Genomic DNA, 26,272 nt, shown 5'->3' on the forward strand with positions numbered 1-26,272 from the left:
CAATGCAAGCATGGTGAATTCGCGGCGGGGTCGCCCTGCCGGCGGATCGGATGCGCGGGAACGGTTGCTCTCGGCCGCGGCGACGCTGTTCGAGACGGAGGGCTACACCGCCGCGACGGTCCGCCGGATCGCCGCGCACGCGGGTGTCGATCATGCTCTGGTGAATTATCATTTCGGCGGCAAGGAGGGCCTCTTCGCGGAGGTCTTCGCGCTCGAGACCGCACCGGGCGCAATGCTCGCGCGAGTTCTCGAGGCGGATCCCGCCCTGCGCGCCGAGCACGTGCTCGACACCGTCCTGCGCGTCTGGGATGCACCGGGCGCGGCCGAGCGGATGCGGGCGCTGCTCGCGGATGTGGCGGCGGATGAGGGGGCGCGGCGGGCGTTCGAGGAGTACGTGCGCACGCGCATCATCGCCCGGTTCGCGGAGGCGGACACCGGCGCGGGCGCCTCGGCGCGTGCGAGCGCGGCGGCGGTCGTGATCCTGGGACTGCTCGTCACGCGGTACGTCGCACGGATCGGACCGCTGGCCCAGGCCTCGCGGCCCGAGGTGGTCGCGATCCTCGCGCCTGTGCTCCGCTCCGCGCTGGACGGCGGCCGCGGGCGGGGCGTCAGCGCAGTTCGGAGATGAGCACCGCGGAGGTGCCCGGCTCGAGTGCCTCGAACACGTGCGACGCGTCGCCGGGATAGGAGAGGTAGTCGCCGGGGCGGAGTTCTTCCGCGGTGTCCGGCGGGCCGATGAGGGCCCGCCCGCTGATCAGCACCACGTGCTCGGTGGTGCCCACATGGTGCGGCTGCGAGCGGCGCGGCTCGCCGGGTTCCGCCTGGATGATGTAGAGGTCGCGGCGGGCGCCCGGGGGACAGGCCGCGATGAGGGTCGCCAAGTACGGGGCGGCGGCCGAGGGCACGCCGGCATGCTCGCCCGCGCGGATCAGCGTCGGAGCGTTGGAGCGCTCCTCGACGAACGCCGCGAACGGCACCCCCAGCGCGTCCGCGATCGCCCACAGCGTCTCGACGCTGGGCCCGGAGGATCCGTTCTCCAGCTGCGACACCGTCGCCTTGGAGACGCCGGCGCGCCGGGCGAGCTCGGAGACCGAGATTCCGGCGGCCTCGCGCTCTCGTCGCAGGGACCGGGAGATGCGCTCGCGGAGATCATCCATGCGGTCAGTATTCCAAACGATCGTTCGCCTTGACAAACGAATCGCCCCTGTTCAGAATGATCGTCATGCGTTCAGAGGAACGAACGATCGATCGCGGCGCCGAGGACGACGCCGCCACCGAGGTGCGCGTCGCGCGCCGGGAGGCGTTCGGCGTCGCGCTCGCCACGAGTGCGTACGGGATCTCCTTCGGTGCGCTCGCGGTCGCGAGCGGCTTCGACGTCTGGCAGACGTGCGTGCTGAGCCTGCTGATGTTCACCGGAGGATCGCAGTTCGCCTTCGTCGGGGTGATCGGCGCCGGCGGGCTCGCGGCCGCCCCCGCCGCGATCGCCTCCGCCCTGCTGCTGGGCGTGCGCAATGTCGCCTACGGCATGCGGATGTCACCGGTGATCGGCAGAGGGGCGGTCCGGCGCAGCCTCGCCGCTCCCTTCACGATCGACGAGTCCACGGCCGTGTCGCTCGCGCAGCGCTCGCCCCGGGCGCGCCGTGTCGGCTTCTGGATCACGGGTGTCGGGATCTACCTCGGCTGGAACCTGACCACCCTGCTCGGTGCGCTCCTGGGCGACGTGCTGGGGGATCCGAAGACCTATGGACTGGATGCGGCCGCCGCCGCGGCCTTCCTTGCCCTGCTCTGGCCTCGTCTGCGCAGACGGCAGGCCATCGCGGTCGGGATCGCCGCGGCCGCCGTCGCCACGGCGCTCACTCCCGTGCTGATCCCCGGCCTTCCGGTGCTCGTCGCGGCGTTCGTCGCGATCGTCGTCGGCTGGTTCAACTGGTTCGCGCCGAAGGACGCCGCGCACCCGGCGGGGGAGGGAGCGGCATGACCCTGTGGAACGCCGTGCTGCTGGCCGCCATCGGCTGCCTGGCGCTCAAGGGTGCCGGGTATCTCGTGCCCGCGTCGGTGCTCGAGGCGCCGCGGCCCGCGCGGATCACCGACCTGCTGACGGTGGCCCTGCTGGCGGCCCTCGTGGCGGTGCAGACGCTTGCGGCGGGCCCGCACATCATCGTGGACGCCAGGGTGCCCGCGGTGCTCGTCGCGGCGGGGCTCCTGCTGCTCCGGCAGTCGTTCCTCGTCGTCGTGATCGCCGCCGCCGCGGTGGCCGCTCTCCTGCGGCTCCTAGGGTGGGCCGCGTAAGCTCGGACCGTGCGTGGATCCTGGCTCGGCAGAGCGCTGTCGTGGGTGGCCCTGTTCGTGGTGGGGGCGGTGTTCGGCCTCGCGACGACGGTCACGCACGCGACCTCGGTCTGGGGACTGCCCTGGGTCGGTCTGGTGCTCGGCGCCGTCGCGTGCGGCGGGATGCTCCTCGCCGTCCGGCTGCTGCTGCACGATCGCTGGGGCGCGCTCGTGACCGGTCTCGGGATGCTCCTGGGCATGGTCGTGATCTCGGGTCGCGGACCCGGCGGCTCGGTCATCGTCCCGAACGATCTGCTGGGCGTGACCTGGACGTGGACGGTGGCCGTGATGGTGCTCCTGGTCGCGGCCTGGCCCGACTTCTCGAGGATCCGTCGCCTCCAGCAGGAGCAGGCGGCCCGAGGCCGGGTGGCGGGAGAAGCCTCGGCCGACGGGTCTTAGACTGGATCCGTGACCTATGTGATCGCCCTTCCCTGCGTCGACGTGAAGGATCGTGCCTGCGTCGATGAGTGCCCCGTGGACTGCATCTACGAGGGCGAGCGATCGTTGTACATCCACCCCGACGAATGCGTCGACTGCGGCGCCTGCGAGCCCGTCTGCCCGGTCGAGGCGATCTACTACGAGGACGACCTCCCCGAGGAGTGGGCGGACTACTACAAGGCGAACGTCGAGTTCTTCGACGAGATCGGATCTCCGGGCGGCGCCGCCAAGGTCGGCGTGATCCACCACGATCACCCCGTCATCGCCGTGCTCCCGCCGCAGGGCGAGTAGTCGCCGCCATGTCCGTCCGCGATCTCGCCGACTACCCCTGGGACGCGGTCACCCCGTTCCGCGAGCGTGCGGCCGCACACCCCGACGGCATCGTCGATCTCGCGATCGGATCCCCGGTGGATCCGACGCCCGACATCATCCGCCACGCGCTCGCCGAGGCGACCGATGCGCACTCCTATCCGCAGACGGTCGGCACCCCGGCCGTGCGCGAGGCCATCGTGGACTGGTACGCGCGGCGTCGTGGCGTGCCCGACCTGCGGGTGGACAACGTGATGCCCACGATCGGCTCCAAGGAGCTCGTGGCTCTGCTGCCGACCCTGCTCGGGCTCGGCGCCGGTGACATCGTGGTGCAGCCGCGCGTCGCCTACCCGACGTATGCGGTCGGTGCCCAGGTGGCGGGTGCGACGGTCGTGAGCGAGGACGATCCCGCGCTCTGGCCGGAGGGCGCCAGGCTCATCTGGATCAACACCCCCGGAAACCCGGACGGGCGCACCTGGACCGTCGACGAGCTCGCCGCGGCCGTGCGCCGAGCACGCGAGCTCGGCGCGATCCTCGCGAGCGACGAGTGCTACGCCGAGCTCGGCTGGGACGGTCCATGGGCGAGCGAGCCGGTGCCCTCGGTGCTGGATCCGCGTGCCACAGGGGGGACCAGGGCGGGCCTGCTCAGCGTGTACTCGCTCAGCAAGCAGTCCAACCTGGCCGGCTACCGGGCCGCGTTCGTCGCCGGCTGCGCCCGCGTGGTGGGGGAGATCCTCACCGCCCGCAAGCACCTCGGTCTCATGCCACCCGCGCCCGTGCAGCACGCCATGGCCGTCGCCCTGCGCGACGACGAGCACGTGGCGGCGCAGAAGGAGCGCTACCGGCAGCGGCGCGATGTGCTGCGACCGGCGCTCCTCGACGCGGGATTCCGGATCGACGGGTCCGAGGCGGGCCTGTACCTGTGGGCCACCCAGGGCCGTGACGCCTGGGAGTCCATGGGGGTGCTCGCCGACCTCGGGATCCTGGCCGGGCCCGGACCGTTCTACGGCGAGAACTCCCCGCAGCACGTGCGCCTCTCGCTCACGGCGCCTCTCGAGCGGATCGAGGCGGCCGCGGCGCGCCTGCGCGGAATGGCTTCGTAGCTTTCCACAGCGTCGCGGCGGTCACTCTTGGTCGTTTTCACAGTAGGTCTGCGCGCGGACTAGGCTGTATGAGCGACGCGATCGCGGGCCCACCGGCACGGATCGCGCATCCCCCACACGAGACAGACGCATGAGGAGGTCTGCGTGAGCGCAGCGGGCGAGCGGCCTACGAAGGCGACGCTGACAGTAGGCGACAAGACCGCGGAGTTCCCGATCCTGCAGGGCACCGACGGGCACGCCAGCATCGACTTCTCCACCCTGACCAGGCAGACCGGCCACACCGGTCTCGACTACGGCTTCGTGAACACGGCCTCCACCAAATCGGAGATCACGTTCATCGACGGCGACAAGGGGATCCTGCGCTACCGCGGCTACCCGATCGAGCAGATCGCCAACTCCTGCTCCTACCTCGAGGTCGCCTGGCTGCTCATCTACGGCGAGCTGCCGAGCGCCTCGGAGCTGGCGGAGTTCGACGAGAAGATCCGTCGGCACACGCTGCTGCACGAGGACCTCAAGCACTTCTTCTCCGCCCTGCCGCACACGGCGCACCCCATGTCGGTGCTGTCGAGCGCGGTCGCGGCCCTCTCGACCTACTACGAGGGCGAGACGGACGTGAACAACCCGGAGCACGTCGAGCTCAACATGGTGCGCATGCTCGCCAAGCTCCCCGTGATCGCGGCGTATGCGCACAAGAAGAGCGTCGGCCAGGCGTTCCTCTACCCGGACAACTCGCTGAGCTTCGTGGACAACTTCCTCAAGCTCAACTTCGGCGTGCACAGCGAGCCCTACGAGATCAACCCCGTCATGTCGCGGGCGCTCGAGCTGCTGCTGATCCTGCACGAGGACCACGAGCAGAACGCGTCCACCTCGACGGTGCGCCTGGTGGGATCCACCGGGGCCAACCAGTTCGCGTCGATCTCCGCCGGGATCCAGGCGCTCTCCGGGCCGCTGCACGGCGGCGCGAACGAGGCCGTGCTGACGATGCTCGGCCAGATCCGCGACTCGGGTCAGAGCGTGCAGCGCTTCGTGGAGCGGGTGAAGAACAAGGAAGACGGCGTGAAGCTCATGGGCTTCGGGCACCGGGTCTACAAGAACTACGACCCGCGTGCGAAGCTCGTCAAGGCCGCCGCGGACGAGGTGCTCACCGAGCTCGGCGTCACGGATCCGCTCCTCGACCTCGCGAAGGAGCTCGAGGAGATCGCCCTCGCGGACGACTACTTCCAGGAGCGTCGCCTGTACCCGAACGTCGACTTCTACACCGGCGTGATCTACAAGGCGATGGGCTTCCCGACCCGCATGTTCACGGTGCTGTTCGCGATCGGCCGCCTGCCCGGCTGGCTGGCGCAGTGGCGCGAGCTGAACCTCGACCCGCAGACCAAGATCGGCCGCCCGCAGCAGCTGTACACGGGTTCGCACGAACGCGAGTTCCGCCGCGGCTGAACCGTAGGTACGCGAAGGGGGAGGATCCGATTCGGATCCTCCCCCTTCGTCGTCACCGGCCGCTTCCGGGCTGCCTCCGTCCCGCACGAAGTCCGCGAGACTCCATCTGGGCGACGAGACTGCGGAGTCTTACTGCAGTCTCGTCGCGGAGATGGAGTCTCGCGGTCAGGGAGGCGGCCGCTGGGGGCGGTCAGCGAGCGGTCGGGGTGCCCTGGGGGCGCGAGGAACGGCGACGGCGGCGGCGGGCGGGAGCGGCGGGAGCCACATCGCCCGCCGCGGAACCGACGACGGATCCGGCCGCGCGGCGCTGGCCCTGACCCTGGCCCGGGGCCTGGCCCTGGCGACCCTGGCCCTGACGACCCTCGCCCTGGCCCTGACGACCCTGGGGCTGCCGGCCCTGGCCCTGCGGGGCGGGCTTCTTCTTCGCCGGCTGGCGCTGCTGCTGGACCGGCTTCGGCGCGGGCTTGACGTAGGCGGCGGTCTCGCCGACGAGCTCGGTCACGACTGGGGAGGACGCGGAGACCGGCTCGATCGCGGCGGTGATCTTCGCCTTGCGCAGCAGGTCCTTCACGTCACGGCGCTGCTCGGGGAGCAGCACGGTGACGACCGTGCCCGCGGCGCCCGCGCGCGCGGTGCGACCGGAGCGGTGCAGGTACGCCTTGTGCTCGGCGGGCGGATCCACGTGCACGACCAGGTCGACGTCGTCGACATGCACGCCGCGGGCGGCCACGTCGGTGGCCACGAGCACGCGCACGCCGCCGTCGGCGGGATCCCCGGCGAAGGCGGCGAGGTTGCGCTCGCGGGCGCCCTGGGAGAGGTTGCCGTGCAGGTCGACCGAGGGGATGCCGGCCGTGGTGAGCACCTTGGCGAGCTTCTTCGCCTGGTGCTTCGTCCGCGTGAACAGGATGCGGCGGCCCGCGCCGGAGGCGAGCGTCTGCACGAGCACCTTCTTGACGTCGGCGTCGGCGACCTCGAGCACGCGGTGGGTCATCTCGCCCACCGGCACGCTGGACTCGTCGACCTCGTGGCTGACCGGGTTCGCCAGGAAGCGACGGGCGAGCACGTCGATGCCGTTGTCGAGGGTGGCGCTGAAGAGCAGGCGCTGGCCGTCCTTCGGCGTCGCGTTCAGGATCCGGGTCACACCGGGGAGGAAGCCGAGGTCGGCCATGTGGTCGGCCTCGTCGAGGACGGTGATCCGCACCTCGTCCAGGCGCACGACGCCCTGCTTCATGAGGTCTTCGAGGCGGCCGGGGCAGGCCACCACGATGTCGACGCCGCGACGCAGCGCCTCCTCCTGGGGACGCTGGCTCACGCCGCCGAAGACCGTGGTGACGCGCAGGTTCGCGGCTTTGGCCAGCGGCGCGATGGTCGCGGCGATCTGCGAGGCGAGCTCGCGGGTCGGCGCGAGCACGAGGCCGCGCGGGTGCTGCGGCCGGGCCTTGGCACCGGTCAGGCGCGCCACGAGCGGGATCGCGAAGGCGAGGGTCTTGCCGCTGCCGGTGCGGCCCCGGCCGAGCAGGTCGCGGCCGGCGAGGGAGTCGGGCAGGGTGCCCTGCTGGATCGGGAACGCTTCGGTCTTGCCGTCGGCTTCGAGCACGGCGGCGAGCCCGGCGGGCACGCCGAGATCGAGGAAGGTAGGCATGGATATCTCCTGGACCGGATCGTCCGGCCGCATACGGGCGTCTGTGCGACGCGAGAGGTCGCCGCTCGAGAACCGGATCGCGAGGGGGAGCAGGGCTCCGCTTCCAGGGATCGAATCCAGGGGATCCGGGATGGCGACGAGATGCCGGAAGATCCGACATCCGGTCCATTCTATCCCGGATCCCCCGATCCTCGGTTCAGGCCTCGACGAGCTCCGGGAGCGGGGTCGCCGAGGTGGTGACCGCGGGGCGGGTGCGCACCACCCAGACGATCGCCCCCGCCAGCAGCGTGGCGATCGCGACGAGCCCCCACGCGGTGGCGAAGCCGGAGCCGGTGCCGTGCGGGGCCGTGCCGAACACGATCGCGCCGGTCGCGGCCGAGCCGATCGCGGATCCGATCGTGCGGAGGTTCGCGTTCACGCCGGTCGCGACGCCGGTGACCGCGGCGGGCACGCTCTGTACGACGATTCCCGCCGATGCCGCATAGGCGAGGCCGCAGCCGATCCCGAAGCCGGCGCCTGCCAGGGCGAGCTGCCACGGCGCCGAGTGCGCGAGCGCCGCGGACGCGCCGGAGAGCGCCATGAGCAGCGAGCCGGTCACCAGCAGGGTGCGCAGCGACAGGATGCGGTTCAGCGCACCGGTGGCGAAGCCGACGCCGCTCATGCCGATGAGCATCGGCACGAGCATGAGCCCGGCGTCGCGCACCGTGAGGCCGCCGCCGCCGGCGGACGCGGACAGCTCGAGGAACTGCGGCAGGTAGCCCCAGAAAGCGAAGACTCCGGCGCCGATCAGGAGCGATGCGGCGTTCACCGGCCAGATCGCAGGGGACGCCAGGAGGCGCAGATCCACGAGCGGCTCCTTGGCGCGGAGCTCGGAGGTGATCCAGGCGGCGAAGGCGAGGACCGCGAAGCCGAAGAGCGCGAGCACGGCCGGCGACGTCCAGCCCCAGCGCGAGCCGGTGCTGAGCGGCACGAGCAGGGCCACGAGCCACGCGGAGAGCAGCACCGAGGAGAGCGTGTTGACCCGGCCCTGTGCGCGGACGCCGCTGTCGCGGACCGCGGCGAGCGTGAGGAACGCGCCGAGCGCCGCGACCAGGAACGGCACGGCGAACGTGCCGCGCCAGCCGACGAGGTCCGCCAGCGGACCGGCGAGCACCGTGCCCGCGGCACCGCCGATGCCGATGACGGCGCTCACCACGCCGATGGCCCCGGTCACGCGCTCACGGGGCAGGGCATCGCGGAGGAGGCCGTAGGCGAGGGGGAACAGCGCCCCGCCCACGCCCTGCAGCACGCGGGCGACGATGAGCACCTCGAGGGTCGGGGCGATCGCGGCGAGGACGTCGCCGGCCGCCGTGACGCCGAGGGTGATCAGGAAGGTCGTGCGCCGGCCGCGCAGGTCGCCCACGCGACCGAGCGTCGGCGTCGCGACCGCGGCCGCGATGAGCCAGGCGGTCATGGTCCAGCTGGCCGCATCCGCGGTGACGCCGAACTCCGCCTGGATGAGCGGCACGAGCGGGATGACGAGGTTCTGCAGAAGTGCGATGGAGGAGACCGCCACGGCGATCGCGACCAGGATCGAGGTGGATGAGCGGGACATGAGTTCCCTTCCGGAGCCTGGAGAAGAGGGGTAAAGTGGAGGGAGACCTCCGAACGGAGGATGCCTCCGGATTGAGATTACCGGAGGGTCCCTCCGGTTTGCAAGAGGTCCTCCGAGACTTTTTGGAAGGACGGCACGATGGGCGGCCAGAACCGGGCGACGACGACGCTGGAGGAGCGGCGACCGCGCCGCGCCGACGCCGCGCGGAACTTCGACGCCCTCGTCGCCGCAGGGCGCGACGCCTTCGCCGAGGACGGCTCCGGCGCCTCGCTCGAGGACATCGCGCGCCGGGCGGGGGTGGGCATCGGCACCCTCTACCGCAACTTCCCGACCAGGGACGACCTGATCGAGACGCTCTACATCCGCGAGGTCGCCGCGCTCGCCGACGCCGCCGATGAGGTGGCGGACCTGCCGCCGCGGGAGGCCTTCGAGGCCTGGCTCGACCGCTTCGTCGAGTACGTCGGCACCAAGCATGTGCTTCTCGACGGCCTGAACCGGGAGTCGACGGTGTTCGCGGAGTGCCGCGGCGTGATGCTGGGCGCGGGGGAGCCGCTGCTGCGGCGTGCGCAGGAGGACGGCGCGGTCAAGGCGGACGTCGCGATCGCGGACGTCGTCAAGCTCATCGCCGGAGTGAGCGCGGTCGCCTACGACGACGAGGAGCAGCGCCGTCGCGTGCTCGGGCTCGCGATCGGGTCGCTGCGCTCCTAGACGCCCCGCCGCGGCGCCGTCGGTCAGGGATGCGCGGGCTCAGGCGTGCAGCGCCTCGTTGAGCGTGACACCCACGCCGGCGCGGCGCACGGCCTCGACGGCGCCGGAGAGCGAGTTGCGGCGGAACAGGATCCCGTTCTCGCCGCTCAGCTCGGCGCCCTTGACGACGGGGCGGCCGCCGTCGGCGAGCGGGGCGCCGTCGGCGAGCACGATCTTCGTGCCGGCCGTGACGTAGAGCCCCGCCTCGACGATGCAGTCGTCGCCGAGGGAGATGCCGATCCCGGCGTTCGCGCCGAGCAGTGTGCGGGCTCCGATCGAGACGCGGTGCGTGCCGCCGCCGGAGAGCGTGCCCATGATCGAGGAGCCGCCGCCGATGTCGGATCCGTCGCCGACGACGACGCCCTGCGAGATCCGGCCCTCGACCATGGAGGCGCCGAGCGTTCCCGCGTTGAAGTTCACGAAGCCCTCGTGCATGACCGTGGTGCCGGGGGCCAGATGGGCGCCCAGGCGCACCCGGGAGGCGTCAGCGATGCGCACGCCTTCGGGAAGCACGTAGTCGGTGAGCCGCGGGAACTTGTCCACACCGGAGATCTGGATCCCGGCGCGCTGCAGCAGCGGGCGCAGCCGTGCGGCGTCGGCGGGGAGCATCGGGCCGGCGCTGGTCCAGGCGACGTTGGGCAGATGGCCGAAGATGCCGTCGAGGTTCAGCTCGTTGGGGCGCACCAGCAGGTGGGAGAGGGCCTGGAGGCGCAGATAGGCGTCGGCCGCGGAGGCCGGGGCGGCGTCCAGGTCGATCGACAGCTGGACCGCCTCGACGGTGACGTTGCGGCGCTCATCCGGACCGGCGAGCGCTTCGAAGGTCATGGCGGAGGCGGCGAGGTCTCCCGCGGACGGCTCGACCGTGCCGATCTCGGCGAACCAGGCGTCCAGCACGGTGCCGTCGCCGGCGATGGTGGTCAGTCCGGAACCGTGGATCATTCGCGCGTCGGTCATGCCTCCACGCTACCGAACGCCGGCCCCCAGCTCGCCCTTCATGACACGGCGCTAGGGTGGGGTCCATGCCGCTCGATCTCACCGCCTCTGCGGCGGACATCACCCGCGCGATCTGCGACATCCCCAGCGTCTCGGGGGAGGAGAAGCCCCTCGCCGACCTGATCGAGGAGGCCGTGCGCGCGCTCGGCCATCTCGAGGTGCTCCGCGACGGCAACACGATCGTCGCGAGGACGAACCTGGGCCGCGCGCAGCGCGTCGCGATCGCCGGACACATCGACACGGTGCCGATCAACGCCAACGTGCCGACGCGCGACGTCGAGATCGACGGCGAGGCGCTGATCTGGGGGCGCGGCACGGTCGACATGAAGGCGGGGGTCGCGGTGCAGCTCAAGCTCGCCGCCGAGCTCACCGCGCCCGTGGTCGACATCACCTGGATGTGGTACGACAACGAGGAGGTCGAGGCCGCCCGCAACGGCCTCAAGCTGCTCGCCGAGCACCGGCCCGATCTGTTCGAGGCCGACTTCGCGATCCTCGGCGAGCCCTCGAACGGCGAGGTCGAAGGCGGCTGCAACGGCACCCTGCGCGCGGTCGTGCGCACGACCGGGGTGCGCGCGCACTCGGCGCGCGCCTGGATCGGCGAGAACGCGATCCACCGTGCGGCGCCGATCCTGACCCGCCTGGCCGAGTACCGTCCGCGCGAGGTCGCCGTCGACGGCCTGGAGTACCGCGAGGGGCTGAACGCCGTGCGGATCAGCGGCGGCATCGCGGGCAACGTGATCCCCGACGCCTGCGAGGTCGAGGTGAACTACCGGTTCGCCCCGAACAAGTCCGCCGCCGATGCCGAGGCGCACGTGCGCAACGTGTTCGCCGGGTTCGCCGTCGAGATCACCGACGTCGCCGAGGGCGCCCGCCCGGGCCTGGACGCCCCGATCGCGCAGGAGTTCGTCGCCGCGGTCGGCGCGACGCCGAAGCCGAAGTACGGGTGGACCGACGTGGCGCGGTTCTCCGCGCTGGGCATCCCCGCGGTCAACTACGGACCGGGGGATCCGCACCTCGCGCACCACGACGAGGAGCGGGTGCCGCTCTCGCAGATCACGGCCACCGAGCGGGGCCTGCGCTCCTGGCTCAGCGGTGTCTGAGGTCGCAGCCACGGCGGCCGCTCGCCGACGCAACGCCGCCGCGCCGCGATGGGCCGCCCGGTTCTACGCGCGCACACCCGCGTGGGCGGGAATACTCGCGGTCTACCTCGGCGCCCGCCTGATCACCACGGGCCTGATGTTCTGGGCCACCACGTTGTCCAGCGCGCCGGGCTCGCGGTTCGGCCACGGGACCTCCATCGCCTCGTTCGTGACCGGGTGGGACGCCCAGTGGTACTGGTACATCGTCGTCTACGGCTATCCGACCGTGCTGCCGCTCGGCCCCGACGGGCACATCACCCAGAACTCGTGGGCGTTCCTGCCGGTATACCCGTGGATCTCGCAGGTCTTCGCCCTGCCGTTCGGCAGCGGCGGCTGGGGCGTGGGGGCGGTGATCGTCTCGCTGGTGGCGGGATACCTCTGCTGCCTCGTGCTGTTCCGGATGATGCGCGGGCGGATCGGACGGATGGCGGCCGTGTGGACGGTCGTCTTCTTCGCCTCCGGCCCCCTGGGCGCCCTGTTCCAGGTGGGCTACGCCGAGGTCCTGAACATGCTGTTCCTGCTGCTCGCGCTGGACGGCCTGATCCGCCGCCGCTACGTGCGGCTGTACCCGCTGATCCTGCTGATGGGCTTCACCCGGCCCGGCGTGCTGGCGTTCGCGCTCATGCTGGGCCTCATGCTCGTGGTGCGCTGGGTGCGACGGAAGGCCGATCCTCTCGCCGGCCGTGAGATCGCGCACTACCTCGCCCTCGGCGCGCTCGGGGTCGTCGTGGGCTTCTCGTGGCAGGTGATCGCGGGGATCGCGACGGGTGTGCCGAACGCCTACCTGGAGACCGAGCTGAGCTGGCGCGGATTCTGGATGCCGCAGGACGGGCACACCGTGTTCTCCCCGTTCGAGGGGTGGTTGACCGCGGTGCCGTACTGGGCGCAGCTGATGGGGCTGCCGGGCTGGCTCGGGCTCGTGGTGCTGGCTCTGCTCATCCTGCTGTTCGCCGCGGCCCTGATCTTCGGCCCGGGCGTGCGACGGCTCGGTCCGGAGATCCGGCTCTTCGCCGCGAGCTACGCGCTGTACCTGCTGGCCGTGTTCTTCCCGCAGTCCAGCACGCTGCGGCTCCTCTTCCCGCTCGCGCCGCTCTGGGGCGCGGTCGGCTGGCGCCGCTCCTGGTGGCTGCGCGTCGGAGTCCTGCTGGTCTGCATCGGCCTGCAGGCGCTGTGGATCGCGAACGTCTACGGCTTCGCGAACACCTTCTGGCGCGTGCCCTGACCGGTCCGGACGACGCCGCACCGGGCCGTGCCGCGGTAAGCGGTGTCCCAGCACCCACTAATATGGGAGCTGTAGACCACCGAGGAAAGGGAGCACCGCGATGGCAGCGATGAAGCCGAGGACTGGCGACGGTCCCATGGAGGCCGTGAAGGAGGGCCGGCTGATCATCGTGCGCGTCCCGCTCGAAGGCGGCGGGCGCCTGGTCGTCTCCGTCAATGACGCAGAGGCGAAGGAGCTTCACGACGTGCTGAGCAGCGTCGTGGCAGCCGCCTGAGCGATCCGCACGATTGCACAGATCCAGATCTTCTCAGATCTTCGAAAGGCCCGCTTCCCGCGGGCCTTTCGTCATTCCGCGATGCCGGTCAGCTGCAGCAGGCCCTCGCCGACCGTGCTCAGCGCGGCGAGCACGGCCGGGGACTGCTGGGTCTCCTGGATGAGCGAGCGGTAGGCGACCGTCACCTCGTCGCGCTGCACCGGATCCGCGACCTTTCCGCCGGCCAGCACGCGCGGCACGAGCACGGTCCCTCCGGCGCGCACGAGCCGCAGACCGTGCTCGACGTACTCGATCACGTTCTCGGGATCCGCGTCCACGAGGACGATGTCGTAGGCGGCCTCGTTCATGCGGGGCAGCACATCGGCGGCCCTGCCGGCGATGAAGCGGGCGCGCGTCGGAGCGATCCGCGCATCCTGGAAGGCGCTGCGGGCCGCGGCGAGGTGCTCCGGCTCGTTGTCGATCGAGGTCAGCACGGCCTTCGGGGCGCCGCGCAGCAGCCACAGTCCGGAGACGCCGGCACCGGTGCCGATCTCCACGATCGAGCGCGCTCCGGTGGCCGCGGCGAGCACGGCGATCTGGGCTCCGACGGCGGCACTGATGGGCTGTGCGCCGAGCTCGACCGCGTGGGCGCGCGCCCGCGCGATCTCATCCGGTTCGATGATGGCTTCGCGCACGTACCGTGCGTTGGCGTCCTGCTCGCTCACGTCGACTCCCTGGCGGTCGCCCAGTGCACCGCATGTTCCCTCAGCGTAGGCGTCCTGCGTGTCCGCGCGGGCGAGGCGCGGCGGTACCCTTGTGACATGTTCTTCGGCATCACCATCGAGAAGCTGCTCGTGATCGGCGTGATCGCTGCCTTTCTCGTGGGCCCCGAGCGCCTCCCTCGGTACGCGGAGTCGTTCGCACGCCTGGTCAAGAAGGCCGGCGACTACCTGCGCGGCGCCAAGGATCGCATGCGCGAGGAAGTCGGGCCGGAGATCGATGAGCTCGACTGGCGCAAGCTCGACCCGCGGCAGTACGACCCGCGGCGCATCATCCGCGATGCGCTTCTCGACGACACCCCTGCCGCGACGCCTGCCGCCCCGGCAGCGGTCGAAGCCGCCCCGGCGCCCGCGGCCGTGGGTTCCGCCGCAGCGCTGCTGGCGACCGCGACCGCGATGAACGCGGCCTCCGCCTCGGGCGAGACCGTTCCCGCGACGAAGGCGCCGAAGGTGTTCTCCGCCGAGGAGCTTCCCCCCTACGACAGCGAAGCCACCTGATCCACGGCGGCGAAGCCGCCCGCGACCCTCAGCGCGGGCTGATCGTCAGGCGCCGCCCGGCGAGGCCGCGGCCCGCCTGATCGACGGCGTCCGCGACCGCGAGGATCGCGCGCGCCGCAGGATCCTGCGGGTCCCCGAGCACGACCGGCAGACCGGCATCGCCACCGGTGCGCAGCGCAGGACTCAGCGGCACGGAGGCGAGCAGCGGGACGGGATCGGCGTCCTGCGAGAGCGCATCCGCCACGGCCTGCCCGCCACCCGAGCCGAACAGATCCAGCACGGTCCCGTCGGGCAGCGTCAGTGCGGCCATGTTCTCGACGACCCCGATCACGCGCTGTCCGGTCTGCCGGGCCACGAGCCCGCTGCGGATCGCCACCTCGGAGGCGGCCTCCTGCGGCGTGGTCACGACGAGCACCTCGGCGTGCGGCAGGAGCTGGCCGAGCGTGATCGCGATGTCGCCGGTGCCGGGCGGCATGTCGATGAGCAGCACATCCAGGTCGCCGAAGAACACGTCGGTGAGGAACTGCTGCACGGTGCGATGCAGCATGGGCCCGCGCCAGGCGACGACGGACTCGCCCTCGCGAAGGAACATCCCGATCGAGATCGCCTTCACATCGTGCGCGACCGGGGGCAGCATGAGGTCGTCGATCCGGGTGGGCTGGGTGCCGGGCGCGATTCCGAGCAGGCCGGGGATCGAGAAGCCGTGGACGTCGGCGTCGATCAACCCGACGCGGCGGCCGCGGGCTGCCAGTGCGACCGCGAGGTTGGCGGTGAGCGAGGACTTGCCGACCCCGCCCTTGCCGCTCGTGACGGCGATCACCCGGGTGAGCGAATCCGGACCGAACGGCATCTGCCTGGGGGCCCTGCCGTCACGCAGGCGCTCGGTGAGCGCGCGACGCTCCTCGGGCGTCATCACGCCCACGGCGACCTCGACGGACTCGATCCCGGCCACCGCGGCGGCGGCCGCGTGCACGTCGGACTCGATCCGCGCGGCCGCGGGGCAGCCCACGATGGTCAGGGCGATCCCGACATGCGCGACCGCGCCGTCCACCGTGATGTCGCGGAGCATGTCGAGGTCGGCGAGCGGACGACGCAGCTCGGGGTCGGTGACGGCGCCGACGGCCCGGCGGACCGCGTCGGCGAGGTCGACGGTCACGGAGCCTGCTCCGCCGGATCCTCATCGCGCAGCTCGGCGAGCATCGCCCTGAGCTCGGCGCGCAGCACCTCGCGGGTGACGCCCTGGGCGGAGCGCTCCTCGAGGGCCATGCGCAGCGCGACGATCTCCCGGGCCAGGTACTCGGTGTCGGCGAGATTGCGTTCGGCGCGCTGACGGTCCTGCTCGATCTGCACGCGGTCACGGTCGTCCTGCCGGTTCTGCGCGAGCAGGATCAGGGGGGCGGCGTACGAGGCCTGCAGCGAGAGGATCAGCGTGAGCAGGGTGAAGTTCGTCGCGGCAGGGTCGAACTGCCACTCCTTCGGCATCGCGATGTTCCACCACAGCCAGACCGCGACGAACACCGACATCCCGATGAGGAAGCCGGAGGTGCCCATGGCGCGGGCGAACGCCTCGGAGAACCGCCCGAAGGTGTCGCTCGACGGCGTCGAGGAGGAGCCGCGACCCAGCATGCCGGAGCGGCCGCGGGGAAGGTCCAGTCCGCGACGGTCCGACTTCGCCATCATCCCGCCGCTCCCGGCGTCGGGACGGACCGCGCGGATCCGCTGTGGTCATCGGCGTCGTGCGAGCGCCAGTCGTCGGGGAGCAGGTAGTCCAGCACGTCGTCGACGCTGATCGCGCCGACCAGGCGGTGTGCCTGGTCCACGACGGGGAGCGAGACGAGGTCGTAGCTGGCGAGCATGCGCGCCACCTCGGCCGCGGACGCGGTCGCGGGCACGGGTTCCAGGGTGTCGTCGACGATCGCGCCCAGCCGTTCGTGCGGGGGGTAGCGCAGCATGCGCTGGAAGTGCACGACGCCCAGCAGGCGCCCGGTGGGGGTCTCGAACGGCGGCAGCGTGATGAACACGGCGGCGGCCAGGGCGGGGTGCAGCTCGTGCCGGCGGATCAGGGCCAGCGCCTCGGCGACCGTGGCGTCGGCGGAGAGGATGATCGGCTCCGGGGTCATCAGACCGCCCGCCGTGTCGGGGCTGTAGCGGAGCAGCATGCGCACGTCCTCGGCCTCCTCGGGCTCCATGAGCTCGAGGAGGTGCTCCAGACGGCCTTGCGGAAGCTGCGCGAGCAGATCCGCCGCGTCGTCCGGTTCCATCTGGTCCAGGATGTCCGCGGCGCGCTCATCGCCGAGGCGATCCAGGATGTCCATCTGGTCGTCCTCGGGCATCTCCTCGAGGGCGTCGGCGAGCCGCTCGTCCGGCAGCTCCTCCGCGACCTCGATCCGGCGCTGCTGCGGCAGGTCCAGCAGGGTGTTCGCGAGGTCGGCGGGGTGCATCTCGGAATAGGTGGCGACGAGCTGCTCCGCCGACTGCGCCTCGCCGGGACGGTTGTGCTCGTGCACCTGGTTCCAGGTCGCGAACGTGGTGGGCCCCTTCGCGAACGGAGAGGCGCTGGTCTTGGGCTTGCGCAGGAAGAGCTGGCTCACGGACCATTCGCCGAGCCGGTTCGGCTCGATCGCGACGTCCTCGATCACCGCGGTGCCGGAGGCGTCGGAGAAGTCGACCCGGCGGCCGACGAGTTCGGCCATGATGCGGACCTCGCCATTGCGCGGCTTGAACCGGCGCACGTTCATCAGACCGGACGTGATGACCTGTCCGGTGCTGATCGATCCGACCCGTCCGATCGAGAGGAACACCTGCCGGCGGCCGGGGATCTCGCACACCAGGCCGATCACACGCGGGGCCGCGCTACTTCGGTACACGACGACGACATCTCGGACTTTCCCGATCCGGTCGCCGGCGGGGTCGAACACGGCGCACCCGGCCAGGCGCGCGACGAAAACCCGCTGTGTGCTCATGGTTCCAGCGTACTGTCCGAAACCCTGGGATCCGGGGCGGGTGACGGCATCCGGCGGCCATGACGCGGCCGCGTGGAACAATGGACCGATGAGCATGCTCAACACGTCAGGACCCGCGGGCGAGATCGGCGAGACGGTCGCCACTGTGACCGAGTACGAGGCCGCGCAGAAGCTCGTCTCGCAGCTGATCGCGGGGGAGATCCCGGCCAGGGCGATCGCGATCGTCGGGGTCGGGGTGCAGACCGTCGAGCGGGTCACCGGCCGCCTCGGCTACGCCAACGCCGCGCGCTCCGGCGCGGTCAACGGCGTGCTCATCGGACTCTTCCTCTCGGCGATCTTCGTGCTGGGCAACCCCTCCGTGCCGATGCAGGCCTTCATCGGGATCCTCTTCGTCGGCGTCGCGATCGGCATGATCCTGAGCCTCATCACGTACTCGATCGTGCGCCGTCGTCGCGACTACGCGAGCGTCATGCAGCTCAAGGCGGATCACTACGAGGTCACGGTGCTGCCGGACTCCGTCGGCAAGGCGCGTCAGGTGCTCGGCCGCGCCGTGACGCCCATCCCGCAGCCCGGTCCCGCCGCCGGCGCTGCCACCGGCCCTGCCGTCGGTTCCGCGGCCGGCCCCGCGGCCGCACCCCCGCAGTACGGCGAGCGGATCGAGGAGCCGCCGCGCTACGGAGAGCGCATCGCGCCGCAGCGTCCGCCGATGCCGCCGGCCCCGCCGGTCGCCTCCGCCCCGCCGGTCGAAGGCGCGTCGGTCGAAGGCGCGCCCGCCTCGGGGGAGCCCGCAGCGGGCGAGCCTGCAGAGGGAGCGAACCCGGCCGAGGGGGAGAACCCGGCGGGCGACGGCGCCGCGCGATGACCGCGCTCCCCGAGGAGCGCTTCCGCATCCCGGTTCCGCTCCCGGCCGGGACGGTCGAGGTCTCGGCGGCGTTCGGCCGCGCGAGCGACGACAGCGGCGGGGACGCTGCTCCGGTCGTGGCGATCGCGCACGGCGCGGGCGCCGGCATGGACCATCCGTTCCTCCTCGGCTTCTCCGCCGCGCTGCAGGCCGCGGGTCTGCACACGCTGCGTTTCACCTTCCCGTACCTCGAGGCGGGGCGGCGCATGCCGGGCCCCGCCGCGCACGCGATCCTCGCCTGGCGCGCCGTGATCGCGGCGGCGCGGGAGCGCGGATCCGGATCCGTCGTCGCGTGCGGCAAGTCCTATGGCGGACGGATGGCGTCGATGGCCGCGGCCGAGGAGGCCGGCCTCGACGCCGACGCGCTCGTCTACCTGGGCTACCCCCTGCATCAGCCCGGCAAGCCGGAGAAGCCCCGGATCGAGCACCTGCCGGCCGTGACGCAGCCTCAGCTCTTCGTGGAGGGCACGAACGATCCGTTCGTGCAGCCGGTGTCGCAGCTCGAGGACGCCGTCGCATCCTGTCAGGACGCGGCGATCGTCTGGATCGACGGCGGCGGGCACTCGTTCGAGGTGAAGGGCCGCAAGCGCCCGGCCGACGCGATCGGGGCGGATCTCGCTCCGCTCGTCGCGGAGTTCGCCCGATCGGGATTCGTGATCGATGCGTCCGCACCGGGCGCACCGGGGAAGGACGCAGAGGGAGAAGCATGAGCACGGCGGAGGAGCTGGACGCGATCGGGATCGACAGGCTGCGCGAGATCGGCAGTCTGAAGTGGTCGGTGTTCCCCGAGGCGATCGGCGCGTTCGTCGCCGAGATGGACTTCCCGCCCGCCCCGGCGATCGCCGCCGCCATGAAGAACGCGATCGACGACGGTCTGACCGGATATCTGCCGGCAGCGGTGCGGACGCGCATGACCGAGGCGACCGCGCGGTGGCAGCAGGACCGCTACGGCTGGGAGGTGCCGGCGGAGCGGATCCGCCCCGTGCCCGACGTGCTCACCGCGCTGCGCGCGACGATCGACTTCTTCACCGCACCCGGATCGAAGATCGTGCTGCCGACGCCCGCCTACATGCCGTTCCTGACGATCCCGGCGATGCACGATCGCGAGATCATCGAGGTGCCGATGCTCGTCGAGGACGGGCGCCACGTCTACGACCTGGACGGCATCGACCGGGCGTTCGCGGACGGCGGCGGCCTGCTGATCCTGTGCAACCCGTACAACCCGCTGGGGCGCGTGTTCGAGCGGGCGGAGCTCGAGGCGGTCGCCGAGGTCGTCGCACGGCACGGCGCCCGCGTGTTCTCGGACGAGATCCACGCGCCACTCGTCTTCGCCCCGCACCGTCACGTGCCCTATGCGAGCATCAGCGCGGTGACCGCAGGACACACGATCACCGCCGCGAGCGCCTCGAAGGCGTTCAACCTGCCGGGCCTGAAGGCGGCGCAGGTGATCTTGACGAACGACGCCGATGCCGAGACCTGGGCGCGGCCGGAGGTCGCCTGGGCCGAGCACGGCACCGCGAACCTCGGCGTCATCGCGACCACGGCGGCCTTCGACGACAGCCGGGAGTGGCTGGACGGCACGCTCGACTACCTCGACGGCAATCGCCGGATCCTGGGGGAGCTCCTCGCGGAGCACATCCCGGGCATGGGCTACCGCGCTCCGGAGGGCACCTACATCGCATGGCTGGACGCGCGAGGGCTCGGCATCGACGGCTCGCCCGCCGCGTTCTTCCGCGAGCACGCGGGGGTCGCGATGACGGACGGCGTCGCCTGCGGCGTCGCGGGGGAGGGCTACCTGCGGTTCATCCTCGCGACGCCCCGTCCCGTGATCGAGCAGGCCGTGCGCCAGATGGCCGCCGCGCTCCGCGAGCACGCCGCCCGCTGAGCGCCGCCCGCTGAGCGCGCACTCCCACTTTCGCCGACGCCCCCTCGCAGCACCGAAGCCCCCTCGCAGTTACGAAACTGCGAGGGGGCTTCGACACTCAGAGGGGGCCTCGACGGAGATGGGCCGGCGTCAGCGCGGCTCGGTCAGGACGCGGATCCCTGCACGCGCGCGATCCAGGCCTCGACCTCGGCGGAGGTGCGGGGGATCGCGGAGGAGAGGTTCACGGGACCGTCGGCGGTGATGAGGATGTCGTCCTCGATGCGCACGCCGATGCCGCGGTACTCCTCGGGCACCGTCAGGTCGTCGATCTGGAAGTACAGGCCCGGCTCGATCGTGAACACCATGCCGGGCTCGATCCGGCCGTCGTAGTACATCTCGCGACGGGCCTGGGCGCAGTCGTGCACGTCGATGCCGAGGTGGTGGCTCGTGCCGTGCACCATGTACCGCCGATGCTGACCGCCCTTGTCGGCGTCGAGCGCCTCCTCCGCGGTGACGGGCAGCAGGCCCCACTCGGCGGTACGGCGCGCGATCACGTCCATTGCGGCGGCGTGCACCTCGCGGAACAGCACGCCCACCTTCGCGGCGGCGAAGGCGGCGTCCGCGGCCTCGACCACGGTGTCGTAGATGCGGCGCTGCACGTCGCTGAACGTGCCGTTCACCGGCAGGGTGCGGGTGATGTCGGCGGTGTAGAGGCTGTCCGCCTCGGCTCCGGCGTCGACGAGGATCAGGTCGCCCGGCAGTACGGCGCCGTCGTTGCGGGTCCAGTGCAGGTAGCAGGCGTGCGGACCGGATGCGGCGATCGTGTCGTAGCCCTCCCAGCTGCCGTCGCTGCGGGCGCGCTGGTGGAAGACGCCCTCGACGATGCGCTCGCCGCGCGGGTGCGCGATCGCGCGGGGGAGGTCGCGGATGATGTCGTCGAAGCCGTTCGCGGTGATCTCGACGGCGCGGCGCATCTCGGCCACCTCGTAGGCGTCCTTGACGAGGCGCAGCTCGGACACGAACTGGGTGAGCTCGCCGTCCTCGTCGACCACGAGGTCGTGCTCGCCCGCGGCGAAGTCGTCCAGGTGCGCGGTGGCCACGCCCAGGTCGGCGGCGACGCCCGCGAGCGCGGGACGCGGACCGATCCAGAACTCGCCGATCGTGGCGTCGGAGTAGAACTCGCTCGTGGTGCGGTCGGCGCGCTCGCGGAAGTACAGGGTCACGTCGTGGCCGTCCGCGGTGGGCTCGAAGACGAGCAGGGAGTCGGGCTCGGAGTCGGCGGCCCACCCGGTGAGGTGCGCGAACGCCGAGTGTGCGCGGAACGGGTAGTCGGTGTCGTTGCTGCGCTGCTTGAGGGATCCGGCGGGGATCACGAGGCGCTTTCCGGGGAAGGCAGCGGAGACCGCCGCCCGCCGGGCCTCGGCGTACGGCGCCTGCGCGCGCGGGGCGGGCAGGGACTCGGGGCGCTCGGCCCAGCCCGTGGAGATGGTGTCGAGGAAGCCCTGGGGGAAGGGCTGGCGGCGGTTGGTGTTCGTCGAGGTGGTCGCGGCGGCGGCATCGCCCTGCTGCTCGATCGTGTCGTGCTCGGAGGTCATGGATCCATCCTCTCACCGGCGGGTGGGAGAAGGATCCCGGCGGGAGGCGACGGAGGGGCCCGGACCGCCGGTGTCGGCGATCCGGGCCCCTCCTGCCGAACCGGGTCAGATCACTGCACGGCCTTGAGCGCGTTCACGATGCCGTGGCCGTAGTAGCTGTTCAGCTCGGGGGTGCCCACGCACGCGGCGCCCTCGTCGTACTGCGGAGCCGAGCACGCGGTCGGCGTCGCATCGTCCTCGAGCTTCTGCACCATCTGCGCAGGGGTCAGCTCGGGGTGCGCGGACTTCATCAGCGCGAGCACGCCGGCGACGTGCGGGGACGCCATCGAGGTGCCGCTCTTGAGCCCGTACTTGCCACCCGGGATCGTGGAGAGGATCCGGGATCCGGGCGCCGCCACGTCGATCTCGCCGAGACCGCGGTTGGAGAAGTACGACAGCTGGCCGGTCTGGGTGAGCGAGGAGACGGTCACGACGCCGGGGATCTGCGCGGGGATGTCCTTGCAGCCCTGGTTGATCGTGCGCGGGGTCGGCTGGGCGGCGTCGTCCGGGCTGCCCTCGTCCCGCGTGTTCACCGTCAGGTCGAGACCGGAGTTGCCGGCCGCGGCGGCGCTCACGACGCCCCGGGAGTTGGACCAGTTCACCGCGCGGGCCACGGCCTCGCGGACCGCCGCCTGGTCGGGCTGGTCGTCGCACCAGAACTCGAACGGGTCGACGTAGTAGCTGTTGTTGGTCACGTCCATCCCGCGCTGCGCGGCCCACATGAAGCCGCAGACCGCGTACTCGGGGTAGATGAACCCGTCGTCGTTGACGACCTTGACCGACGCCAGGCGCACGTTCGGCGCGACGCCGACGATGCCCACGCCGTTGCGCGCCGCCGCGATCGTGCCGGCGACGTGCGTGCCGTGGTCGGAGGTGGTCGGGTACCAGCCGCCCGCGGTCTGGTCGGGGCGTCCGCCGGTGGTGCAGTTGACGGAGTCCGCGACGTCGATGTTGGCCTGCAGGTCGGGATGCGTCGGGTCGATGCCCGAGTCCAGCACGCCCACGAGGACGTTGCGGCTGCCATCGGTGACCTGATGCGCCTGATCCGCCTGGATCATCGTCATGTCCCACTGCTGTCCCTCGAGGGAGTCCGAACCGGTCGCGGGCACCGGCTCGGTGGGCTCGTCGCCGTTGACGGGCTTGTTCTTGCCCTGCTTCCAGCCCGAGGAGCCGGGACCCCACGGCGCCTGCGGGCCGGTGACCTTGTCCTTGACCTCGACGGTGCGGGTCGCACCGACCGACGCGACGACGTTCTTGCCCTTGACCTTCACGGTGTCGCGGAACGCGGCGCGGTCGGACTGCGCGATCACGACGCCGATCTCGGGCCAGCTCTGCACGACGACGCCACCGGCCTCGGCGATGGCCTTCTCGGCCTTGCGGGTCTGGCCGGGGTTCGCCTGGCCGATGTTGACGACGTAGCTCATGACGGTGCCGTCCGGCGGGGTGATCGGCACGGGCGTCGACGGCTCGTTCGTCGCCGCGGTGGCGCTGACGGAGCCCGCCAGGACCAGTCCCAGCGCCGCGACGGTGCAGGCGATGGTGCGGAACGAGCGGTGGGGGTTTGGCATCCTCATCGGTGAGGGTCCTCTCGTGGGGGTGGGTGCCGACCAGGTCGGCGCGGGCGGATGGCCCTGCATCGTTTCTAGCCGCCTCTCCCAGCCATTTCAATGCTTGCTGATAGCCGGGTATCAGGGTAGAAGCGGTGCGGATCCGGATCCTCCCGCGCCTCGGCGCATAGCCCGCCGGGCTAGCGTGGAGGCATGACCGAAGCCGCCTCCGCCCGCCGATCCGCCCTGTCCTGGCCATGGGCGGTGGGGATCGACGCCGTGCTCGTGATCGTGTTCGCCGCGATCGGACGTGCGAGCCACGAGCACAGCGTCGACGCGCTGGGCGTGCTGGAGACGGCCTGGCCGTTCCTCACGGGGCTCGCGGTCGGCTGGCTCGTGCTGCGGGCCTGGAAGGCGCCCGCCGCGCCGCTGCGCACCGGAGCGCCGCTCGTCGTCATCACGGTGGTGCTCGGGATGATCCTGCGGGTCGTCAGCGGCGGCACGACCGCGGTGGCGTTCATCATCGTCGCCACCGTGACGCTGTTCGTGTTCCTCCTGGGCTGGCGCGGGATCGCGGCACTCGTGGTCCGGGCGCGCGCTCGGCGCTGACCGGGGCCCGGATCCGCGCTCGCCGCTGAGCGGCCCGGTTCTGCGCGTGCCGCTGAGCGGCCCGGATCCGCGCGTGCTCCGTGCGGGCGCTACGGCGTCACGCGCTCGAGCTGGGTGATGAGGGCGCGGTGGTCGCTGCCGCCGGAGCCGGCGGGGAGGACCGCGGATCCGGTCGCGCGCCAGTGATCCGTGGCCATGACGTGGTCGATCGGGGCGCCGAGGAGCACCGGCACCGACGTCGGCCAGGTGCCGACGCCGCCGGAGCCGGAGCGTGATGCCGCGTCGCGGCAGGCGCCGAGGTCCCCGCCGGCCGTGCCGAGCCCGCCCATGTGGTCGAGGGTGGCGTTGAAGTCGCCGGCGAGGATGACGTTCTTCCCGGCGGGGCATTGGTCGGCGACCCAGCGCAGATCCCGCGTCCAGTCCGCCATCTCGTCCTGGCGCGGGGCGACCGTGTGCACCGCGACGACCGTCGGCCCGTGGCCGTCGACCGGCATCACGACGGCGCTCGGCACCGAGGACGTGTTGCTGGTCCCGTCGGCGGAGGACGGGATCACCGAGTAGTCGCCGAGCGCGGGCGAGATGAGCACCGTGGTCTGCCACGAGTCCGGTCCCTGGGTGACCTCGGGGCGGTATTGCACGTGATGCACCCACATCGGGTGCCCTGCCTCGCGCAGCGTGAGCGCGATCTCCTCGCCCACGGCCTCGGTGGTCTCCGGCAGTGCCACGATGTCGGCCTTCTGGGCGACGATCGTGTTCGCGATCTCGCTCGCCGACACTGCCTCTCCCGCGGTGTTCCAGGCGAGCACGCGCACGCTCGTCGCGGTCTTCTCCGGCAGCGCGTCGGCGGTGTCGACGCCGCGCAGGGCCAGGATGGCCGCCGAGGCGCCGCCGCCGAGCAGCGCCACGAGCGCGATCGACGCCGCGAAGCCGCGCAGCGGACGGGCGATGAGGAGCAGCAGCGCCAGCACCAGGATCGCGCCGAACACGAGCACGAGCACCGCGCGCGAGGCCACGATCTGCGTGATCGGGAACGTCTGCTCGAGGTGGAAGAACTGCGGCCAGGTCACGACCGCCGTGGCGATCGCGAAGAGGACGGTGAGGAGGATCCCGATCAGTCGAAACATCGCCTCCGAGCCTAGGCGAGCGGATCTGTGAGGGTTCTGGTGTGCGGCCCTGGATCCGCAGAGGGGCGCCCGGCGGTGCGGAGGCTCTCTGCGGCGGCCCGGCGTGGCGCGGCGCGGGGCGGGGCGGGGCGGTCCACGGGCGCGGGGATCGCTACGCTCGGAGGATGACCGATGCCGATCCGACGTCTCGCCCCGCCCTCTTCGACGGGCCGATCGATCTGCATCTGCACTCGAACCGCTCCGACGGCACGGAGGATCCGGGGACGCTCGTCGACCGCGCCGCGCAGGAGGGGCTGCGCACGATCGCACTCACCGACCACGACACGACGGTCGGATGGGTCGATGCGGCGGCGGCCGCGACCGCGCACGGCATGACGTTCATCCCCGGCATGGAGCTGTCCGCCAAGGACGGCTGGCGGAGCGTGCACGTGCTGGCCTACCTGTTCGACCCGGAGGATCCGGATCTGGCCGCCGAGACCGCCCGGATCCGCGAGGACCGCATCGGCAGGGCCGAGCGCATCGTGCGCGGCATCGCGCGCGACTATCCGCTGCGCTGGGAGGACGTGCTGGAACAGACGGATCCGGGGGCGACGGTGGGGCGGCCGCACATCGCGGACGCGCTCGTCGCACGCGGGATCGTGCGCGACCGCGGAGAGGCGTTCGACGGGATCCTGCACCCGCGTCAGGGATATTACGAGGCGCACTACGCGCCGGATCCGCTCACCGCGATCGAACTCGTCGTCGGGGCGGGGGGAGTGCCGGTGATCGCCCACCCCGCGGGGCGCGAGCGCATGACCGATGCGACGCTGCGGCGCCTGATCGACGCCGGCCTGGCCGGGCTCGAGATCGAGCATCGTGAGAACACGGCCGAGGGTCGCGCCTGGCTGCGCGGCATCGCCGCCGAGAACGACCTCATCGTGACCGGATCCAGCGACTACCACGGTGCCGGCAAGCCGAACGTCCCTGGCGAGAACACCACGGATCCGGCGATGCTGCAGCGCATCATCGACAGCGGCTTCGGCTCGTCCCCGGTCTACCCGGTCCGCTCCCGGTAGCTGTCCGCGCCCGGCAACGGTAGCTATCCGCGCCCGGCAACGGCAACTGTCCGCGAGACTGCAAATGGGCGACGAGACTGCACTTTTGGA

28 protein-coding genes are annotated in these 26,272 nt (G+C 71.7%); 17 read left to right on the forward strand and 11 right to left on the reverse strand.

Annotation, left to right across the window (positions count from 1 at the left end):
* The first annotated feature begins 10 nt into the window (after positions 1-10).
* Positions 11-628 (forward strand): TetR family transcriptional regulator, encoded by a 618-nt coding sequence (locus tag ACIPY5_RS17710; protein ID WP_309342748.1) that lies wholly within the window; start codon positions 11-13, stop codon positions 626-628.
* Here ACIPY5_RS17710 and ACIPY5_RS17715 read toward each other — a convergent pair.
* On the reverse strand, positions 609-1,157 hold the full coding sequence (locus tag ACIPY5_RS17715; protein WP_400973031.1) for a helix-turn-helix domain-containing protein: 549 nt from the start codon (positions 1,155-1,157) through the stop codon (positions 609-611). The genes ACIPY5_RS17710 and ACIPY5_RS17715 overlap by 20 nt on opposite strands.
* 65 nt (positions 1,158-1,222) lie before the next feature.
* Between ACIPY5_RS17715 and ACIPY5_RS17720 the strand changes: the two genes are divergently transcribed.
* The 6 genes from ACIPY5_RS17720 to ACIPY5_RS17745 all read left to right on the forward strand — a co-directional run bounded on the left by ACIPY5_RS17720 (position 1,223) and on the right by ACIPY5_RS17745 (position 5,618).
* Positions 1,223-1,978, forward strand: coding sequence for an AzlC family ABC transporter permease (locus ACIPY5_RS17720; protein ID WP_400973033.1), 756 nt, complete (start codon positions 1,223-1,225; stop codon positions 1,976-1,978).
* Positions 1,975-2,289 (forward strand): AzlD domain-containing protein, encoded by a 315-nt coding sequence (locus tag ACIPY5_RS17725; RefSeq protein ID WP_309342754.1) that lies wholly within the window; start codon positions 1,975-1,977, stop codon positions 2,287-2,289. The genes ACIPY5_RS17720 and ACIPY5_RS17725 overlap by 4 nt, the downstream gene beginning before the upstream one ends.
* A 9-nt stretch (positions 2,290-2,298) precedes the next feature.
* A complete protein-coding gene (locus ACIPY5_RS17730) occupies positions 2,299-2,727 on the forward strand; it encodes a histidinol dehydrogenase (protein ID WP_400973036.1) in 429 nt (142 codons plus the stop codon).
* 9 nt (positions 2,728-2,736) lie between these two features.
* Positions 2,737-3,057 carry a ferredoxin gene (gene fdxA, locus ACIPY5_RS17735; protein WP_045272231.1) on the forward strand — a complete coding sequence of 107 codons (321 nt, stop codon included), beginning with the start codon at positions 2,737-2,739 and terminating at the stop codon, positions 3,055-3,057.
* 8 nt (positions 3,058-3,065) lie between these two features.
* A complete protein-coding gene (gene dapC / locus ACIPY5_RS17740; protein ID WP_400973039.1) occupies positions 3,066-4,178 on the forward strand; it encodes a succinyldiaminopimelate transaminase in 1,113 nt (370 codons plus the stop codon).
* Positions 4,179-4,322: 144 nt separating this feature from the next.
* Entirely contained in the window at positions 4,323-5,618 is a 1,296-nt protein-coding gene (locus ACIPY5_RS17745; RefSeq protein WP_309342760.1) for a citrate synthase, read from the forward strand.
* 190 nt (positions 5,619-5,808) lie between these two features.
* Here ACIPY5_RS17745 and ACIPY5_RS17750 read toward each other — a convergent pair whose 3' ends face one another.
* Entirely contained in the window at positions 5,809-7,260 is a 1,452-nt protein-coding gene (locus tag ACIPY5_RS17750) for a DEAD/DEAH box helicase (RefSeq protein ID WP_400973043.1), read from the reverse strand.
* Between the two features lie 196 nt (positions 7,261-7,456).
* On the reverse strand, positions 7,457-8,854 hold the full coding sequence (locus ACIPY5_RS17755) for an MFS transporter (protein ID WP_400973046.1): 1,398 nt from the start codon (positions 8,852-8,854) through the stop codon (positions 7,457-7,459).
* A 138-nt stretch (positions 8,855-8,992) separates the two neighbouring features.
* Between ACIPY5_RS17755 and ACIPY5_RS17760 the strand changes: the two genes are divergently transcribed.
* Positions 8,993-9,562 carry a TetR/AcrR family transcriptional regulator gene (locus tag ACIPY5_RS17760; protein ID WP_400973048.1) on the forward strand — a complete coding sequence of 190 codons (570 nt, stop codon included), beginning with the start codon at positions 8,993-8,995 and terminating at the stop codon, positions 9,560-9,562.
* Between the two features lie 39 nt (positions 9,563-9,601).
* Here ACIPY5_RS17760 and dapD read toward each other — a convergent pair whose 3' ends face one another.
* Entirely contained in the window at positions 9,602-10,555 is a 954-nt protein-coding gene (dapD, locus tag ACIPY5_RS17765) for a 2,3,4,5-tetrahydropyridine-2,6-dicarboxylate N-succinyltransferase (RefSeq protein ID WP_400973051.1), read from the reverse strand.
* 65 nt (positions 10,556-10,620) lie between these two features.
* Between dapD and dapE the strand changes: the two genes are divergently transcribed.
* From dapE to ACIPY5_RS17780, 3 genes are all read left to right on the forward strand, one after another.
* A complete protein-coding gene (gene dapE / locus ACIPY5_RS17770; RefSeq protein WP_400973054.1) occupies positions 10,621-11,694 on the forward strand; it encodes a succinyl-diaminopimelate desuccinylase in 1,074 nt (357 codons plus the stop codon).
* The gene (locus ACIPY5_RS17775; RefSeq protein ID WP_400973056.1) at positions 11,687-12,955 is read left to right on the forward strand and encodes a hypothetical protein; all 1,269 of its coding nucleotides are present in this window, start codon (positions 11,687-11,689) and stop codon (positions 12,953-12,955) included. Before dapE ends, ACIPY5_RS17775 begins: the two co-directional genes overlap by 8 nt.
* Positions 12,956-13,055: 100 nt before the next feature.
* The gene (locus ACIPY5_RS17780) at positions 13,056-13,229 is read left to right on the forward strand and encodes a DUF3117 domain-containing protein (RefSeq protein WP_082072398.1); all 174 of its coding nucleotides are present in this window, start codon (positions 13,056-13,058) and stop codon (positions 13,227-13,229) included.
* A gap of 71 nt (positions 13,230-13,300) precedes the next feature.
* Here the strand turns inward: ACIPY5_RS17780 and ACIPY5_RS17785 are convergent, their stop codons facing one another.
* Positions 13,301-13,933, reverse strand: a complete 633-nt coding sequence (locus tag ACIPY5_RS17785; protein ID WP_400973060.1) for an O-methyltransferase — start codon at positions 13,931-13,933, stop codon at positions 13,301-13,303.
* Positions 13,934-14,029: 96 nt separating this feature from the next.
* Here ACIPY5_RS17785 and ACIPY5_RS17790 point away from each other — a divergent pair, with 96 nt between their 5' ends.
* Positions 14,030-14,485, forward strand: a complete 456-nt coding sequence (locus tag ACIPY5_RS17790) for a Sec-independent protein translocase TatB (protein ID WP_400973063.1) — start codon at positions 14,030-14,032, stop codon at positions 14,483-14,485.
* A gap of 28 nt (positions 14,486-14,513) precedes the next feature.
* Here the strand turns inward: ACIPY5_RS17790 and ACIPY5_RS17795 are convergent, their stop codons facing one another.
* The 3 genes from ACIPY5_RS17795 to ACIPY5_RS17805 are packed head-to-tail and all read right to left on the reverse strand — an operon-like array spanning position 14,514 to position 17,448.
* Entirely contained in the window at positions 14,514-15,641 is a 1,128-nt protein-coding gene (locus ACIPY5_RS17795) for an Mrp/NBP35 family ATP-binding protein (protein ID WP_400973065.1), read from the reverse strand.
* Positions 15,638-16,162 (reverse strand): DUF1003 domain-containing protein, encoded by a 525-nt coding sequence (locus ACIPY5_RS17800; protein WP_309342802.1) that lies wholly within the window; start codon positions 16,160-16,162, stop codon positions 15,638-15,640. The genes ACIPY5_RS17795 and ACIPY5_RS17800 overlap by 4 nt, the downstream gene beginning before the upstream one ends.
* Positions 16,162-17,448, reverse strand: a complete 1,287-nt coding sequence (locus ACIPY5_RS17805; protein WP_309342782.1) for a magnesium transporter MgtE N-terminal domain-containing protein — start codon at positions 17,446-17,448, stop codon at positions 16,162-16,164. The genes ACIPY5_RS17800 and ACIPY5_RS17805 overlap by 1 nt, the downstream gene beginning before the upstream one ends.
* Positions 17,449-17,536: 88 nt before the next feature.
* On the opposite strand from ACIPY5_RS17805, the gene ACIPY5_RS17810 reads away from it, so the two are divergent.
* From ACIPY5_RS17810 to ACIPY5_RS17820, 3 genes are read left to right on the forward strand one after another with little or no spacing between them, the layout of a single operon-like run.
* The gene (locus tag ACIPY5_RS17810) at positions 17,537-18,310 is read left to right on the forward strand and encodes a general stress protein (RefSeq protein ID WP_400973069.1); all 774 of its coding nucleotides are present in this window, start codon (positions 17,537-17,539) and stop codon (positions 18,308-18,310) included.
* Positions 18,307-19,059 carry an alpha/beta family hydrolase gene (locus tag ACIPY5_RS17815; protein ID WP_400973072.1) on the forward strand — a complete coding sequence of 251 codons (753 nt, stop codon included), beginning with the start codon at positions 18,307-18,309 and terminating at the stop codon, positions 19,057-19,059. The genes ACIPY5_RS17810 and ACIPY5_RS17815 overlap by 4 nt, the downstream gene beginning before the upstream one ends.
* Positions 19,056-20,234, forward strand: coding sequence for a MalY/PatB family protein (locus ACIPY5_RS17820; RefSeq protein ID WP_400973075.1), 1,179 nt, complete (start codon positions 19,056-19,058; stop codon positions 20,232-20,234). The genes ACIPY5_RS17815 and ACIPY5_RS17820 overlap by 4 nt, the downstream gene beginning before the upstream one ends.
* A gap of 143 nt (positions 20,235-20,377) precedes the next feature.
* Here ACIPY5_RS17820 and ACIPY5_RS17825 read toward each other — a convergent pair whose 3' ends face one another.
* Together ACIPY5_RS17825 and ACIPY5_RS17830 are read right to left on the reverse strand one after the other, a co-directional pair.
* Entirely contained in the window at positions 20,378-21,808 is a 1,431-nt protein-coding gene (locus ACIPY5_RS17825) for an aminopeptidase P family protein (RefSeq protein WP_400973078.1), read from the reverse strand.
* Positions 21,809-21,918: 110 nt separating this feature from the next.
* A complete protein-coding gene (locus tag ACIPY5_RS17830) occupies positions 21,919-23,421 on the reverse strand; it encodes a S8 family peptidase (RefSeq protein ID WP_400973081.1) in 1,503 nt (500 codons plus the stop codon).
* Between the two features lie 186 nt (positions 23,422-23,607).
* Here ACIPY5_RS17830 and ACIPY5_RS17835 point away from each other — a divergent pair, with 186 nt between their 5' ends.
* A complete protein-coding gene (locus tag ACIPY5_RS17835; RefSeq protein WP_400973084.1) occupies positions 23,608-24,003 on the forward strand; it encodes a DUF3054 domain-containing protein in 396 nt (131 codons plus the stop codon).
* Between the two features lie 89 nt (positions 24,004-24,092).
* Here ACIPY5_RS17835 and ACIPY5_RS17840 read toward each other — a convergent pair whose 3' ends face one another.
* Positions 24,093-25,127 (reverse strand): endonuclease/exonuclease/phosphatase family protein, encoded by a 1,035-nt coding sequence (locus ACIPY5_RS17840; protein WP_309342794.1) that lies wholly within the window; start codon positions 25,125-25,127, stop codon positions 24,093-24,095.
* Positions 25,128-25,291: 164 nt separating this feature from the next.
* Here ACIPY5_RS17840 and ACIPY5_RS17845 point away from each other — a divergent pair, with 164 nt between their 5' ends.
* On the forward strand, positions 25,292-26,182 hold the full coding sequence (locus ACIPY5_RS17845) for a PHP domain-containing protein (protein WP_400973088.1): 891 nt from the start codon (positions 25,292-25,294) through the stop codon (positions 26,180-26,182).
* Positions 26,183-26,272: the final 90 nt, after the last annotated feature.

It is taken from the genome of Microbacterium sp. NPDC089698 (assembly GCF_044749045.1).
Lineage (GTDB): Bacteria > Actinomycetota > Actinomycetes > Actinomycetales > Microbacteriaceae > Microbacterium.

Coding starts and splice junctions, on each gene's coding strand:
- ACIPY5_RS17710 (WP_309342748.1), top strand. CDS start 11: ATGGTGAATTCGCGGCGGGGTCGCCCTGCCGGCGGATCGGATGCGCGG.
- ACIPY5_RS17715 (WP_400973031.1), bottom strand. CDS start 1,157: ATGGATGATCTCCGCGAGCGCATCTCCCGGTCCCTGCGACGAGAGCGC.
- ACIPY5_RS17720 (WP_400973033.1), top strand. CDS start 1,223: ATGCGTTCAGAGGAACGAACGATCGATCGCGGCGCCGAGGACGACGCC.
- ACIPY5_RS17725 (WP_309342754.1), top strand. CDS start 1,975: ATGACCCTGTGGAACGCCGTGCTGCTGGCCGCCATCGGCTGCCTGGCG.
- dapC (WP_400973039.1), top strand. CDS start 3,066: ATGTCCGTCCGCGATCTCGCCGACTACCCCTGGGACGCGGTCACCCCG.
- ACIPY5_RS17750 (WP_400973043.1), bottom strand. CDS start 7,260: ATGCCTACCTTCCTCGATCTCGGCGTGCCCGCCGGGCTCGCCGCCGTG.
- ACIPY5_RS17755 (WP_400973046.1), bottom strand. CDS start 8,854: ATGTCCCGCTCATCCACCTCGATCCTGGTCGCGATCGCCGTGGCGGTC.
- ACIPY5_RS17760 (WP_400973048.1), top strand. CDS start 8,993: ATGGGCGGCCAGAACCGGGCGACGACGACGCTGGAGGAGCGGCGACCG.
- dapD (WP_400973051.1), bottom strand. CDS start 10,555: ATGACCGACGCGCGAATGATCCACGGTTCCGGACTGACCACCATCGCC.
- dapE (WP_400973054.1), top strand. CDS start 10,621: ATGCCGCTCGATCTCACCGCCTCTGCGGCGGACATCACCCGCGCGATC.
- ACIPY5_RS17780 (WP_082072398.1), top strand. CDS start 13,056: ATGGCAGCGATGAAGCCGAGGACTGGCGACGGTCCCATGGAGGCCGTG.
- ACIPY5_RS17790 (WP_400973063.1), top strand. CDS start 14,030: ATGTTCTTCGGCATCACCATCGAGAAGCTGCTCGTGATCGGCGTGATC.
- ACIPY5_RS17800 (WP_309342802.1), bottom strand. CDS start 16,162: ATGGCGAAGTCGGACCGTCGCGGACTGGACCTTCCCCGCGGCCGCTCC.
- ACIPY5_RS17805 (WP_309342782.1), bottom strand. CDS start 17,448: ATGAGCACACAGCGGGTTTTCGTCGCGCGCCTGGCCGGGTGCGCCGTG.
- ACIPY5_RS17810 (WP_400973069.1), top strand. CDS start 17,537: ATGAGCATGCTCAACACGTCAGGACCCGCGGGCGAGATCGGCGAGACG.
- ACIPY5_RS17815 (WP_400973072.1), top strand. CDS start 18,307: ATGACCGCGCTCCCCGAGGAGCGCTTCCGCATCCCGGTTCCGCTCCCG.
- ACIPY5_RS17820 (WP_400973075.1), top strand. CDS start 19,056: ATGAGCACGGCGGAGGAGCTGGACGCGATCGGGATCGACAGGCTGCGC.
- ACIPY5_RS17825 (WP_400973078.1), bottom strand. CDS start 21,808: ATGACCTCCGAGCACGACACGATCGAGCAGCAGGGCGATGCCGCCGCC.
- ACIPY5_RS17830 (WP_400973081.1), bottom strand. CDS start 23,421: ATGAGGATGCCAAACCCCCACCGCTCGTTCCGCACCATCGCCTGCACC.
- ACIPY5_RS17835 (WP_400973084.1), top strand. CDS start 23,608: ATGACCGAAGCCGCCTCCGCCCGCCGATCCGCCCTGTCCTGGCCATGG.
- ACIPY5_RS17840 (WP_309342794.1), bottom strand. CDS start 25,127: ATGTTTCGACTGATCGGGATCCTCCTCACCGTCCTCTTCGCGATCGCC.
- ACIPY5_RS17845 (WP_400973088.1), top strand. CDS start 25,292: ATGACCGATGCCGATCCGACGTCTCGCCCCGCCCTCTTCGACGGGCCG.